15 protein-coding genes are annotated in these 12,819 nt (G+C 61.3%); 14 read left to right on the top strand and 1 reads right to left on the bottom strand.

Features of this window, described 5'->3' with window-relative positions:
• Window positions 1-20 precede the first annotated feature (20 nt).
• Window positions 21-599: a Maf family protein gene (locus tag BLL36_RS00765; protein ID WP_076949585.1), complete on the bottom strand. Its 579-nt coding sequence runs from the start codon at window positions 597-599 to the stop codon at window positions 21-23.
• A gap of 105 nt (window positions 600-704) precedes the next feature.
• Between BLL36_RS00765 and BLL36_RS00760 the strand changes: the two genes are divergently transcribed.
• From BLL36_RS00760 to BLL36_RS00695, 14 genes are all read left to right on the top strand, one after another.
• The gene (locus BLL36_RS00760) at window positions 705-1,235 is read left to right on the top strand and encodes a YceD family protein (protein ID WP_076949584.1); all 531 of its coding nucleotides are present in this window, start codon (window positions 705-707) and stop codon (window positions 1,233-1,235) included.
• A gap of 13 nt (window positions 1,236-1,248) precedes the next feature.
• Window positions 1,249-1,431 carry a 50S ribosomal protein L32 gene (gene rpmF / locus BLL36_RS00755; RefSeq protein WP_003179396.1) on the top strand — a complete coding sequence of 61 codons (183 nt, stop codon included), beginning with the start codon at window positions 1,249-1,251 and terminating at the stop codon, window positions 1,429-1,431.
• Window positions 1,432-1,435: 4 nt separating this feature from the next.
• Window positions 1,436-2,446 carry a phosphate acyltransferase PlsX gene (plsX, locus tag BLL36_RS00750; protein WP_076949583.1) on the top strand — a complete coding sequence of 337 codons (1,011 nt, stop codon included), beginning with the start codon at window positions 1,436-1,438 and terminating at the stop codon, window positions 2,444-2,446.
• 126 nt (window positions 2,447-2,572) lie between these two features.
• A complete protein-coding gene (gene fabD, locus BLL36_RS00745) occupies window positions 2,573-3,511 on the top strand; it encodes an ACP S-malonyltransferase (RefSeq protein WP_076949582.1) in 939 nt (312 codons plus the stop codon).
• 31 nt (window positions 3,512-3,542) lie between these two features.
• Complete coding sequence (gene fabG / locus BLL36_RS00740) at window positions 3,543-4,286, top strand: 3-oxoacyl-ACP reductase FabG (protein WP_076949581.1); 744 nt, start codon at window positions 3,543-3,545, stop codon at window positions 4,284-4,286.
• A 191-nt stretch (window positions 4,287-4,477) separates the two neighbouring features.
• The gene (gene acpP, locus BLL36_RS00735; protein ID WP_003175607.1) at window positions 4,478-4,714 is read left to right on the top strand and encodes an acyl carrier protein; all 237 of its coding nucleotides are present in this window, start codon (window positions 4,478-4,480) and stop codon (window positions 4,712-4,714) included.
• Window positions 4,715-4,843: 129 nt separating this feature from the next.
• Complete coding sequence (fabF, locus tag BLL36_RS00730; protein ID WP_076949986.1) at window positions 4,844-6,088, top strand: beta-ketoacyl-ACP synthase II; 1,245 nt, start codon at window positions 4,844-4,846, stop codon at window positions 6,086-6,088.
• A complete protein-coding gene (pabC, locus tag BLL36_RS00725; protein WP_076949580.1) occupies window positions 6,088-6,903 on the top strand; it encodes an aminodeoxychorismate lyase in 816 nt (271 codons plus the stop codon). Before fabF ends, pabC begins: the two co-directional genes overlap by 1 nt.
• A gap of 1 nt (window position 6,904) precedes the next feature.
• Complete coding sequence (gene mltG, locus BLL36_RS00720; protein ID WP_076949579.1) at window positions 6,905-8,041, top strand: endolytic transglycosylase MltG; 1,137 nt, start codon at window positions 6,905-6,907, stop codon at window positions 8,039-8,041.
• 17 nt (window positions 8,042-8,058) lie between these two features.
• On the top strand, window positions 8,059-8,691 hold the full coding sequence (gene tmk / locus BLL36_RS00715; RefSeq protein ID WP_076949578.1) for a dTMP kinase: 633 nt from the start codon (window positions 8,059-8,061) through the stop codon (window positions 8,689-8,691).
• A complete protein-coding gene (locus tag BLL36_RS00710) occupies window positions 8,684-9,673 on the top strand; it encodes a DNA polymerase III subunit delta' (RefSeq protein ID WP_076949577.1) in 990 nt (329 codons plus the stop codon). The genes tmk and BLL36_RS00710 overlap by 8 nt, the downstream gene beginning before the upstream one ends.
• Before the next feature lie 63 nt (window positions 9,674-9,736).
• Entirely contained in the window at window positions 9,737-10,522 is a 786-nt protein-coding gene (locus BLL36_RS00705) for a TatD family hydrolase (protein ID WP_076949576.1), read from the top strand.
• A gap of 444 nt (window positions 10,523-10,966) precedes the next feature.
• A complete protein-coding gene (locus BLL36_RS00700) occupies window positions 10,967-11,620 on the top strand; it encodes a TetR/AcrR family transcriptional regulator (protein WP_076949575.1) in 654 nt (217 codons plus the stop codon).
• A gap of 116 nt (window positions 11,621-11,736) precedes the next feature.
• Window positions 11,737-12,705, top strand: a complete 969-nt coding sequence (locus BLL36_RS00695; RefSeq protein WP_076949574.1) for a GTP 3',8-cyclase MoaA — start codon at window positions 11,737-11,739, stop codon at window positions 12,703-12,705.
• Window positions 12,706-12,819: the final 114 nt, after the last annotated feature.

The raw sequence follows: 12,819 nt of genomic DNA, 5'->3' as shown, positions 1-12,819 counted from the left end.
CAATTGGTTTTGTGGTGGGATTAAGGAATCTGCACGCCTTCAGCCAGCAGCATGTCCACCAAGCGAATCAGCGGCAGGCCGACAAGGCTGGTGGCGTCAGGCCCTTCGGTGCTCTGGAACATGCTCACCCCCAGTCCTTCAGCCTTGAAACTGCCAGCGCAGTCGTACGGTTGCTCGATCCGCAGGTAGCGTTCGATGCGTTCCATGTCCAGCTCGCGCATGTGCACGGTAAAAGGAACGCAATCGACCTGGCAGCGCCCCGTCTCGCTGTTCAGCAGTGCCAACCCGGTGAGGAAGCTCACGCGCTTGCCGCTGGCGGCCAACAGCTGTTCGCGGGCGTTCTCGAAGGTGTGGGGCTTGCCGATAATGCGGCCTTCCAGCGCGGCGACCTGGTCTGAACCGATGATCAGGTGCCCCGGATGGCTGGCAGCCAAGGCCCGTGCCTTCTGTTCGGCCAGGCGCTTGACCAGCTCCACGGCGGATTCATTTTCGCGATGGCTTTCGTCGATATCCGGCGAGCTACAGATGAACGGCAGGTGCAGGCGGCTGAGCAATTCCCGGCGATAAACCGAGCTGGATGCGAGTAATAAAGGCAGCATGGGCGTCTCCTCTGGGCGGCCACGGATTCTAGCGGGGCGACCGGCTGACGCACAGGGCTGAATTTCCTTTGACATGGCCGGGTGCATCCCTATAATGCTGCGCCTATGTTGAATGACCCGATTCCACCTCACGTTGACCCGCGCAAATTGGCTGATCGTGGCACTTCCCTTCAAGGTGAATTGCCGCTGGCCGATTTGGAGAGACTCTGCGACTCGCTTTCCGACACTGTCGGTGTGGTCCAGGCCAAATTCGTTTTTGAACGAGATGAACGTAAATCTGTGGTGATCCACAGCCTTATCGACACCGAAGTCAAAATGGTTTGCCAGCGTTGTCTTGAGCTGGTCACCCTGCCGATCCACAGCGAGTGCAGTTATGCCGTGGTGAAGGAGGGTGCGAATACCCAGTCGTTGCCGAAAGGTTATGACGTGCTGGAACTGGGCGAAGATCCTTTGGATCTGCATGCACTGATCGAGGAGGAGCTTTTGCTCGCCTTGCCCATTGTGCCTGCTCATCATCCGGAAGAATGCCAGCAGCCGGCGGGCCTCGATGACGAGCCCGAACCGAGCGAGGACGAGGTAACGCGGTCCAACCCGTTCAGTGTATTGGCGCAGTTAAAGCGTGACCCAAACGTTTAGGAGTTAATCAATTATGGCTGTTCAGCAGAACAAAAAATCCCGCTCCGCCCGTGACATGCGCCGTTCGCACGACGCTCTCGAGGCTAGCACCCTGTCCGTGGAAAAGACCACCGGTGAAGTTCACCTGCGTCACCACGTATCGCCAGAAGGCGTATACCGTGGCCGTAAAGTGATCGACAAGGGCGCTGACGAGTAATCACTTGTCTGCTCTAGTCATCGCGATAGACGCAATGGGCGGGGACTTCGGTCCCCGCAGCATTGTTCAGGCCTGCATTGCCAGCCTGTCTGCAACACCCTCGCTGCACCTGACCCTTGTCGGTCAACCCTCCTTACTTGAAGCATTGATTGCCAGCCATCCGGCGGTGGATCGCGCGCGCCTGACGATTACGCCGGCCAGCGAAACCATCACCATGGATGAAAAGCCGGCGGCAGCACTGCGCGGCAAGCCTGACTCTTCGATGCGGGTGGCCCTGGAGCTGTTGCGCGACGGCAAGGTGCAGGCCTGTGTCAGTGCCGGTAATACCGGGGCCTTGATGGCGTTGTCGCGGTTTGTGCTCAAGACCTTGCCGGGCATTGACCGGCCGGCGATGGTGGCGGCGATTCCGACGCAGAAAGGCTACTGCCAGTTGCTGGACCTGGGCGCGAACGTCGATTGCAGTGCCGAGCACCTGTACCAGTTCGCCGTGATGGGCTCCGTGGCCGCCGAAGCACTGGGCGTGGCCCGCCCCAGGGTGGCCTTGCTGAACATTGGCACCGAAGACATCAAGGGTAATCAGCAGGTCAAGCTTGCCGCTACGTTGTTACAGGGCGCGCGGGGCTTGAACTACATCGGTTTTGTCGAAGGTGACGGGTTGTACCGTGGCGAAGCCGATGTGGTGGTGTGCGACGGGTTTGTCGGCAATATCCTGCTCAAGTCCAGCGAAGGTCTGGCGACCATGATTGCCACGCGTATCGAAGCCTTGTTCAAGCAGAACCTGGCGTCGCGCCTGGTCGGCGCCCTGGCGCTGCCGTTGATGCGCCGCCTGCAGGCCGACCTGGCTCCTGCGCGTCACAACGGCGCGAGTTTTCTGGGGCTACAGGGCATCGTCGTAAAAAGCCATGGCTCGGCAGGCGTCGAGGGCTTTCAGAGCGCGATTGCGCGGGCCGTGATCGAGATCCAGGAAAACCTGCCGCAACGCTTGCGCGGCCGTCTCGAGGACCTGTTGCCTTAGGCGAATCGGCCCGGGAGTGCTTAAATGTGACCGGCCAGTTCAATTGACCATCCAATCTGTCAGTTTCGTGCGCGCCCACCGTAGGCGTGCGCATTTTTGACGACCAGATCATTAGGGGCTTGTTACATGTCTACATCCCTCGCATTCGTCTTTCCAGGGCAGGGTTCGCAGTCCCTCGGCATGTTGGCCGAGCTGGGCGCGCAATATCCGCTGATCCTGGACACCTTCAAGGAAGCTTCCGATGCCCTGGGTTACGACCTGTGGGCGCTGACCCAGCAGGGGCCGGAAGAGCAACTCAATCAAACCGACAAGACCCAACCGGCCATCCTGACCGCTTCGATCGCCCTGTGGCGCTTGTGGCTGGCTGAAGGCGGCGCGCGCCCGGCATTCGTTGCCGGTCACAGCCTGGGCGAGTACAGCGCCCTGGTGGCGGCGGGCAGCCTGACCCTCGGTGAGGCGGTCAAGCTGGTTGAACGTCGTGGCCAATTGATGCAGGAAGCCGTTCCGGCCGGGCAGGGCGGCATGGCCGCTATCCTCGGCCTGGACGATGCCGTGGTCATCGAAGCCTGTGCCGAAGCCGCACAGGGCGAAGTGGTCAGCGCGGTGAATTTCAACTCCCCTGGCCAAGTGGTCATCGCGGGTGCCAAGGCGGCGGTCGAACGCGCCATTGAAGGCTGCAAGGCGCGTGGCGCCAAGCGTGCGCTGCCGTTGCCGGTAAGCGTGCCATCGCACTGCGAGCTGATGCGTCCGGCGGCCGAGCGTTTTGCCGAGTCCATCGCCGCCATCAACTGGCAGGCGCCGCAGATCCCGCTGGTGCAGAACGTCAGCGCCGCCGTGGCCGCCGAACTCGACACCCTCAAGCGCGACCTGCTGGAGCAGCTCTACAAGCCCGTACGCTGGGTTGAATCGGTGCAGACCCTGGCCGCCAATGGCGCCACCGAATTGGTCGAGTGCGGCCCGGGCAAGGTCCTGGCCGGCTTGAACAAGCGCTGCGCCGACGGCGTGTCGACGGCCAACCTCAATACACCTGACGCCTTTGCTGCCGCTCGCGCAGCCCTGGCCTGAGCCTTAATTTCCGAACTTAGGAGAAGCCTGCATGAGTCTGCAAGGTAAAGTTGCACTGGTTACCGGCGCCAGCCGTGGCATTGGCCAGGCCATCGCCCTGGAGCTGGGCCGTCAGGGTGCCGTGGTGATCGGCACCGCCACCTCTGCCTCGGGCGCCGAGCGTATCGCCGCGACCCTGAAGGAAAACGGCGTGCAAGGTACCGGCCTTGAGCTGAACGTGACCAGCGATGAGTCCGTGGCCGCGGTACTGGCCGCCATCACTGCGCAGTTCGGTGCACCGGCGATTCTGGTGAATAACGCCGGTATCACCCGCGATAACCTGATGATGCGCATGAAAGACGACGAGTGGTACGACGTGGTCGATACCAACTTGAACAGTCTGTTTCGCCTGTCCAAGGGCGTTTTGCGTGGCATGACCAAGGCGCGTTGGGGGCGAATTATCAATATTGGCTCCGTAGTGGGTGCCATGGGCAACGCAGGCCAAGTAAACTACGCTTCGGCCAAGGCCGGTCTGGAAGGTTTCAGCCGTGCATTGGCGCGTGAAGTCGGTTCGCGGTCGATTACGGTCAATTCGGTGGCCCCAGGGTTCATCGACACCGATATGACCCGCGAACTGCCTGAAGCACAGCGTGAAGCCTTGCTGACGCAGATTCCGCTGGGCCGCCTGGGCCAGGCTCAAGAGATCGCGAATGTGGTCGCTTTCCTGGCATCCGACGGTGCGGCATACGTGACTGGGGCTACAATCCCGGTGAACGGCGGGATGTACATGAGTTAAATTGTGACGGATCGCTTCAAAAAAATGTCTTACGAGCTGTCTAAAATCCGTTATAAAGCTGCAACTTAATTTATAGGCAGGTGGCCGACCGGGTACAGGGTGAAGCTTTCAGTTGAAAAGCTGAAATGGCTTTCTATACACTTACCCACTGGCCAGCTGCCTGAATTTGTCCATTAGGAGTTAAACAAGGTATGAGCACCATCGAAGAGCGCGTCAAGAAAATCGTCGCCGAGCAACTGGGCGTTAAGGAAGAAGAAGTGGTCAACACGGCTTCCTTCGTAGAAGACCTGGGTGCCGATTCCCTTGACACCGTTGAGCTGGTGATGGCTCTGGAAGAGGAATTCGAGACCGAAATCCCGGACGAAGAAGCTGAAAAAATCACTACTGTTCAAGCTGCCATCGACTACGTTACTAGCCACCAGGCGTAATAGTTTGTAGTCGTCGCTTGCTGTCAGGGAAAAACCGCACTGCTGTAACGGCGTGCGGTTTTTTCTTTAAGCACTGATGAAAAGTCGGTTCTGATGCACAGTGTCGTCATCAAGAAAAAGGAGAGTGCTGTGTCGCGTAGACGCGTCGTAGTCACCGGTATGGGTATGTTGTCGCCACTGGGCACGGATGTGCCAAGCAGTTGGCAGGGCATTCTGGCTGGCCGCAGTGGTATTGGTCTGATCGAACACACGGACCTTTCTGCCTATTCCACCCGTTTTGGCGGCTCGGTAAAGGGCTTCAATGTCGAGGAATATCTCTCGATCAAGGAGTCCCGCAAGCTCGACCTGTTCATTCAATACGGCCTGGCAGCCGGTTTTCAGGCGGTGCGCAACGCCGGCCTGGAAGTCACCGACGCCAACCGTGAACGCATCGGCGTGGCCATGGGGTCGGGTATTGGCGGTTTGACCAATATCGAAGAGACCAGCCGCACGTTGCACGATTCCGGCCCCCGTCGAATTTCACCGTTCTTCGTGCCGGGCTCGATCATCAACATGATTTCCGGTTTCCTGTCCATCCACTTGGGCGCACAGGGGCCCAACTATGCGATTGCCACGGCCTGCACCACCGGCACGCACTGCATCGGCATGGCGGCGCGCAACATCGCCTATGACGAAGCCGACGTGATGATCGCCGGCGGCGCCGAAATGGCGGCCTGCGGGCTTGGCATGGGCGGCTTCGGCGCGTCCCGTGCGCTGTCGACCCGCAACGACGAGCCGACCCGTGCCAGCCGTCCCTGGGACAAGGGCCGTGATGGCTTCGTGCTGTCCGACGGCGCTGGTGCTCTGGTGCTGGAAGAGCTGGAGCACGCCAAGGCGCGTGGCGCCACCATCTACGCCGAGCTGATCGGCTTTGGCATGAGCGGCGACGCCTACCATATGACCTCGCCACCGTCCGACGGTGCGGGTGCCGCGCGCTGCATCACCAACGCCTTGCGTGATGCGAAGGTCAATGCGGACCAGGTGAAGTACATCAACGCCCATGGCACATCGACCCCGACCGGCGATTTGGCGGAAGCCGAAGCCATCAAGTCGGTGTTCGGCGAGCATGCCTACAAGCTGGCGGTCAGCTCCACCAAGTCCATGACCGGCCATTTGCTGGGTGCTGCGGGCGCGGTCGAGGCGATCTTCAGCGTCATGGCGATCAAGGATCAGGTCGCTCCGCCGACCATCAACCTCGATGAACCGGACGAAGGCTGCGACCTGAACTTCGTGCCTCATGAAGCGCAGCCGATGCCGATCGACGTGGTGATCTCCAACTCGTTCGGTTTTGGCGGTACCAACGGTTCCCTGGTGTTCCGCCGGTTCGCCGAGTGATGGAGAGCTGGGTCAACGGTCAGCCAGCGGACAGCGTGCCCCTGAAAGACCGTGGCCTGGCGTACGGTGATGGGCTGTTCGAGACCATCGCCGTCAAGGCCGGGCAGCCCCTGCTGCTCGACCGTCACCTGCAGCGCCTCGAAGAGGGCTGCAGGCGGCTCGCGTTGGTTGTGGATCACGTGCTGGTCCGCAGCGAAGTGCTGGCCTATGCCGCCGCCCTGGGCGACGGCGTTCTCAAGTTGATCCTCACTCGCGGCGACAGCCTGCGTGGGTATGGCGTCAACCCCGGCGCGCCCGTGCGCCGTATCTTGCAGGGCAATCCGCCTGCTACCTATCCCAACGCCCATGGAACCGACGGCATCCGCTTGTTTCCATGCGCTACCCGTTTGGCCGAGCAGCCGCTGCTGGCCGGCCTCAAGCACCTCAATCGCCTGGAGCAGGTGATCGCCCGCGCCGAGTGGCAGGACGCCGAGCATGCAGAAGGCTTGATGCTGGATCTGTCCGGACGCGTCATCGAAGGCGTGTTCAGCAACCTGTTCCTGGTGCGCAACGGCTTGTTACTAACCGCTGATCTGACGCGTTGCGGCGTTGCCGGGGTGATGCGTGCCGAGATCCTGGCCCAGGCCCAAACGCTGAGCCTCCCGGTGGCCGTGGCCGACATCAATCTTGAACAGCTGCAGCAGGCCGACGAAGTCTTCGTCTGCAACAGCGTGTATGGCATCTGGCCGGTGCGTGGGTACGCTGCGATGAGCTGGCCGGTTGGCCCGCTCACCCGTAAACTGCAGGGCATTGTTCGCGCGCTATTGGATATTTGAGTTGATACGAAAACTGGTTGTACTGCTGCTGATCTGTCTGTTCTCGGCGGCGTTGCTGTTGGGCTACGGCGCCTGGAAGTTCGATTCTGCCTTGAAGCAGCCCTTGAACCTGACCCAGGAGCAATTGCTCGACGTTCCGGCCGGGGCGACCCCGACCGGCACCTTCAATCGCCTGGAAGCGGACGGCGTGCTGGAAGGCGCCTTCTGGTTGCGCCTGTACTGGCGCTTCAACCTCGACGGCCAGCCCTTGCACAGCGGCGAATACCGCATGACCCCCGGCATGACCGCGCAGGGCCTGATCGGCCTGTGGCAGCGTGGCGAAGTGGTGCAATACAGCCTGACCCTGGTCGAAGGCTGGAATTTTCGCCAGGTGCGCTCAGCGCTGGCCAAGCATGAAAAGATCGTGCAGACCCTCTCGGGCCTGAGCGACAGCGAAGTGATGGACAAGCTTGGTCATCCGGGCGTGTTCCCCGAGGGTCGGTTCTTTCCCGATACCTACCGCTTCGTGCGTGGCATGACCGACGTCGAATTCCTGAAAAAAGCCTACAGCCGCCTGGACGATGTACTCGCCCAAGAGTGGAGCAAGCGCGCCGCCGATGTGCCGTACACCGACCCCTATCAAGCATTGATCATGGCCTCCCTGGTGGAGAAAGAGACCGGCGTGCCCGAAGAGCGCGGGCAGATCGCCGGGGTATTCGTGCGGCGCTTGAAGGTCGGCATGCTGTTGCAGACCGACCCGACCGTCATCTACGGCCTGGGCGAGCGCTACAACGGCAAGTTGACCCGTGCTCACCTCAAGGAAGCCAACCCCTACAACACCTACATGGTTGCAGGGCTGCCGCCGACACCCATCGCCATGGTCGGCCGCGAGGCGATCCACGCCGCGCTGAACCCGGTCGCGGGCAGCAGCCTGTATTTTGTTGCCCGGGGCGATGGCAGCCATATTTTCTCCGACGACCTGGATGCGCATAATGCCGCCGTGCGCGAGTTCCAGCTCAAGCGCCGCGCCGATTACCGCTCCAGCCCGGCACAGGCGGTGAAGCCCTTGGAAGAACCCGCGCCGCCAGCCGAACCTGTGCCAGCTGATACGCAGGCCGAACCTGTGCCGGACACCGCCGCGCCGCAAAACTCGCAATAATTGACTAAGGACTGCCCGTGACTGGCTTGTTTATAACTCTGGAAGGCCCCGAAGGCGCCGGCAAAAGCACCAACCGCGATTACCTGGCCGAGCGCTTGCGCACCCAAGGCATCGAAGTGGTGTTGACCCGCGAGCCCGGTGGCACGCCGCTGGCCGAGCGTATCCGCGAAGTGCTGCTGGCGCCGGGGGAAGAGCAGATGAACCCGGACACCGAGTTGCTGTTGGTGTTCGCCGCTCGTGCCCAGCACCTGGCCGAGGTGATTCGCCCGGCCTTGGCGCGCGGTGCCGTGGTGATCTGCGACCGGTTTACCGACTCCACCTACGCCTACCAGGGCGGGGGGCGAGGCCTGTCCCTGGCGCGCATCGCTGCCTTGGAAACCTTCGTCCAGGGCGACCTGCGTCCAGACCTGACATTGGTATTCGACCTGCCGGTGGAAGTGGGCCTGGCCCGTGCCAGTGCCCGAGGTCGTCTCGACCGTTTCGAACTGGAAGGCCAGGCCTTCTTCGACGCCGTACGCACGGCGTTCCTCAAGCGTGCCGCCGCCGAGCCTGCGCGTTATTTCCTGCTGGACGCCGCCCAACCGCTGGCCCATGTGCAGCACGCCATCGATGCGCTGTTGCCGGACCTGCTGGAGCGCGCCCGTGGCTGAAGCCTACCCATGGCAAGACAGCCTGTGGCAACAACTGGCCGGGCGTGCCCAGCACGCCCACGCCTATTTGCTGCATGGCCCGATCGGCATCGGCAAGCGCGCGCTCGCCGAGCGCTTGATGGCCAGCCTGTTGTGCCGGCACCCTGTCAATCTGGAAGCCTGCGGCGCATGCAAATCCTGCCTGTTGCTCAAGGCCGGCAGCCACCCGGATAACTACCTGCTCGAACCCGAGGAAGCCGACAAGGCGATCAAGGTCGACCAAGTGCGCGACCTCGTCAGCTTCGTGGTGCAGACGGCGCAGATGGGCGGGCGCAAGGTGGTGTTGATCGAGCCGGTGGAGGCGATGAACATCAACGCCGCCAACGCCTTGCTCAAGAGCCTGGAGGAACCGTCCGGCGATACCGTGTTGCTGCTGGTCAGCCACCAGTCCAGCCGTTTGTTGCCGACCATCCGCAGCCGCTGCGTACAGCAGGCGTGCCCATTGCCGAGCGAGGCCATGAGCCTTGAGTGGTTGGCGCAGGCGTTGCCGGAGTGCGGCCAGGAAGAACGGGTCGAGTTGCTGACGCTGGCGGCGGGTTCGCCGCTGGCTGCGGTCAAGCTGCACGCCCAGGGCGTGCGCGAGCAGCGGGCGCTGGTAGTGGATGGCGTAAAGAAATTGATCAAGCAGGAAGTCTCCGCCACCCAGTTGGCTGAAAGCGCCTGGAAGGACATTCCCCTGTTGCTGCTGTTCGACTGGTTCTGTGACTGGTCGAGCTTGATCCTGCGCTACCAGCTGACTCAGGACGAAAACGGCCTGGGCCTGCCGGACATGCGCAAAGTGGTGCAGTACCTCGCGCAAAAAAGCGCTCAGGACAAGGTGCTGACTATCCAGGACTGGATCCTCGCCCAACGCCAGAAGGTGCTCGGCAAGGCCAACCTCAACCGCGTGCTGTTACTTGAAGCGCTGCTGGTGCAGTGGGTTGGCTTGCTCGGCCGGCGTTAAATTCCGTGGCCGACGGGTGTATCGTTGGCCAGACACTTTTGTGACTGAAGTTGTAGACCCCCTATGCTCGTAGATTCCCATTGCCATCTTGATCGCCTCGACCTTGCCCAGCACGACGGCTCCCTTGACGCTGCCCTCGACGCTGCGCGTCAACGCGGGGTAGGGCACTTCCTGTGCATTGGTGTCAGTGCCGAAAACGCGGCCGACGTCAAAGCCCTGGCTGATCGCTATGCCGATGTGGATTGTTCGGTGGGCATCCACCCGCTTGACCTCAAGCCGGGTGAGGCCCCAGCCCTGGATTGGCTGCTGGCCGAACTCAACCACCCGCGCGTGGTGGCTATCGGCGAAACCGGCCTGGATTACCACTACGAACCCGAAGCCGCCGAGCTGCAGCAGGCTTCCTTCCGCCTGCACCTGCAAGCCGCCCGGCAGACCGGCAAACCGGTGATCGTCCACACCCGTGGCGCCCGCGCCGATACCCTGACCCTGCTGCGTGAAGCCGCGTTGCCCCAGGCCGGCGTGTTGCACTGCTTTACCGAGGACTGGGACATGGCCAGGGCGGCCCTGGACCTGGGGTTCTACATTTCCCTGTCGGGCATCGTCACCTTCCGCAACGCCGACGCCCTGCGCGACGTCGCGCGCCAGGTGCCGGCCGACCGCCTGCTGGTGGAAACCGATTCGCCGTACCTGGCGCCCATTCCTCATCGTGGCAAGCCGAACCTGCCGGAGTATGTGCGCGATGTGGCGGATTACCTGGCGATGCTGCGCGGTGAATCCTACGAGCGTTTTGCCGAACAGACCACGGAGAACTTCAAGCGACTGTTCCCGCTGGCGCATGTAGCTGGCTGACGCGAGCAAATCGCAGGCAAAAAAAACCCGGGTTCTGGGGGGTGAATCCGGGTTAAGACCATTAGGAGTAAAACAAGGGCACGCGGTCCGTTGGTACCCAGGTCGGCGTTTCACTTGGGGGAGATGTCACGCCGACCTTTGAAGTATTGATCAGTATCCGGTTCAGTCCAGTCGCAATTGGTCGTTTTTTAAACAGATTTGGAATACGGGTACTTCCCTTGAGTTCTCATCAGGCAGGTACACAGGTGCGGTTGTTGCGTATTATTTCTGACTGATATCAGCGAAAACGTTGGCGTGTTGAAAGTAAAGTGGGTCGCGGGTTCACATAGACATTGCCCAACGACCGTTCAGTCGGGATAATCCCTCGCAGCGGGTAAATCGTATCGCCGCGTGTCCGTGGCCTGCGCAACCCTTCCTATTTCGACCTTTGCAGACCTCTTCCTCATGCACAAAGAACCCCGTAAGGTCCGTGAGTTTCGCCGCCGTGAGCAGGAAATTCTCGACACCGCGCTCAAGCTGTTCCTCGAACAAGGTGAAGACAGCGTCACCGTCGAGATGATCGCGGATGCCGTGGGTATCGGCAAAGGCACGATCTACAAGCACTTCAAGTCCAAGGCCGAGATCTACCTGCGCCTGATGCTCGACTACGAGCGCGACTTGAACGAACTGCTGCATTCGGCCGATGTGGACAAGGACAAGGAAGCCCTGTCCCGCGCCTATTTCGAGTTCCGCATGCGCGATCCGCAGCGCTACCGCCTGTTCGACCGCCTGGAAGAAAAGGTGGTCAAGGGCCATCAAGTGCCGGAAATGGTCGAGGAGTTGCACAAGATCCGCGCCTCGAACTTCGAACGCCTGACCTTGCTGATCAAGGGCCGCATCAGCGAAGGCAAGCTCGAAGACGTGCCGCCGTATTTCCACTATTGCGCCGCCTGGGCCCTGGTACACGGCGCCGTGGCGCTGTACCACTCGCCGTTCTGGAGTAATGTGCTGGAAGATCAGGAAGGTTTCTTCCAATTCCTGATGGATATTGGCGTGCGCATGGGCAACAAGCGCAAGCACAGCTCCGAACCGCCGGCCGTCGAATCGCCCTCCACGTAATGATTTGCTGCCACGCGCAGTACCCCAGGAATATACTCAGGCAAGGACGCTTGCTAAAAGCTGAGTTATCAGTCAGCTTTTAGTGCGCCCCGTTTTATCCTCTGCCGGAGTGATCCATGATCGTTGATCGTCAAGGCAGGCGTTTTCGCAATTTGCGGATCAGCCTGACCTCAGCCTGCAACTACGCGTGTACCTATTGCGTGCCTAACGGCAAGCGGCTGGTGGCTGCCCAGGACGAACTCTCGGCCGAGGCCATGGCGCGGGGCGTGGCTTACCTGATTGAGGCCGCAGGCATAGACCGCCTGCGCATCACCGGCGGTGAGCCGCTGGTCAGCCCCAAACTGGAAGCCTTCATGGGCGCCGTCGGGCAGATGGGCCTCAGTGATATCAGCCTGACCACCAACGGCCAGCTGCTGGCGCGCAGACTGCCGTTGCTGGTGGATGCCGGCATCAAGCGCATCAACGTCTCCCTCGATACCCTGAACCCCGACGCCTTCCGCAGCATCGCCCGTGGCGGCGACCTGGCGACCGTGCTCGATGGCATGGACCAGGCCCGCGCCGCAGGGATCAAGATCAAGGTCAACATGGTGCCGCTGCGCGGCCAGAATCTCGATCAGGTCATGCCGCTGCTTGATTACTGCCTGGAACGTGGCTACGAGTTGCGTTTTATCGAACTGATGCGCATGGGCCACCTGGCCAAGGATTCCAACGCGTTCCTGCAGCAATTCGTCAGCTTGCAGCAACTGCTGGGCCTCATCGGCGAACAGCATGAATACCTGCAGGCCAATGCCCCCGTGGACGCCACCGCGGTGCGCTATGAAGTGCCAGGCAAGGGCTTCTTCGGCGTGATCGCCAACGAAAGCGTGCCGTTCTGCCGTACCTGCTCGCGGTTGCGCTTGTCGTCCACCGGCTGGTTGCATGGCTGCCTGTCGTCGAGCAACCGCCACTATGTCGGCGACCTGCTGGACAAGCCGCGCCACCAAGCACTGCCGGCGCTGCAAGGCTTGTTGATGAAAGCCTTGGGCGACAAGCAGGAAGTGGCGTTCTCGGGCGGAGCCACCATCATGAAGATCATCGGCGGTTGAAACTATTTCCTGATCGATACACATCCAATGTGGGAGCTGGCTTGTCGGATCGCCGCACCGCTGCGATAGCATCAACTGGGTGTGCCTGATGTACCGAGTTGCCTGCATCGCAGG

Origin of the sequence: Pseudomonas cedrina subsp. cedrina (genome assembly GCF_001983175.1) — a bacterium.
Lineage (GTDB): Bacteria > Pseudomonadota > Gammaproteobacteria > Pseudomonadales > Pseudomonadaceae > Aquipseudomonas > Aquipseudomonas cedrina.
The sequence above is the reverse complement of the archived record's forward strand: the minus strand, read 5'-3'. Positions and strand labels throughout refer to the sequence as shown.

Bases quoted from the DNA above. Each gene is read 5' to 3' on its own strand.
- BLL36_RS00760 (WP_076949584.1), top strand. From the start codon at position 705: ATGTTGAATGACCCGATTCCACCTCACGTTGACCCGCGCAAATTGGCT.
- BLL36_RS00695 (WP_076949574.1), top strand. From the start codon at position 11,737: ATGATCGTTGATCGTCAAGGCAGGCGTTTTCGCAATTTGCGGATCAGC.
- rpmF (WP_003179396.1), top strand. From the start codon at position 1,249: ATGGCTGTTCAGCAGAACAAAAAATCCCGCTCCGCCCGTGACATGCGC.
- fabG (WP_076949581.1), top strand. From the start codon at position 3,543: ATGAGTCTGCAAGGTAAAGTTGCACTGGTTACCGGCGCCAGCCGTGGC.
- BLL36_RS00705 (WP_076949576.1), top strand. From the start codon at position 9,737: ATGCTCGTAGATTCCCATTGCCATCTTGATCGCCTCGACCTTGCCCAG.
- fabD (WP_076949582.1), top strand. From the start codon at position 2,573: ATGTCTACATCCCTCGCATTCGTCTTTCCAGGGCAGGGTTCGCAGTCC.
- acpP (WP_003175607.1), top strand. From the start codon at position 4,478: ATGAGCACCATCGAAGAGCGCGTCAAGAAAATCGTCGCCGAGCAACTG.
- pabC (WP_076949580.1), top strand. From the start codon at position 6,088: ATGGAGAGCTGGGTCAACGGTCAGCCAGCGGACAGCGTGCCCCTGAAA.
- BLL36_RS00700 (WP_076949575.1), top strand. From the start codon at position 10,967: ATGCACAAAGAACCCCGTAAGGTCCGTGAGTTTCGCCGCCGTGAGCAG.
- BLL36_RS00765 (WP_076949585.1), bottom strand. From the start codon at position 599: ATGCTGCCTTTATTACTCGCATCCAGCTCGGTTTATCGCCGGGAATTG.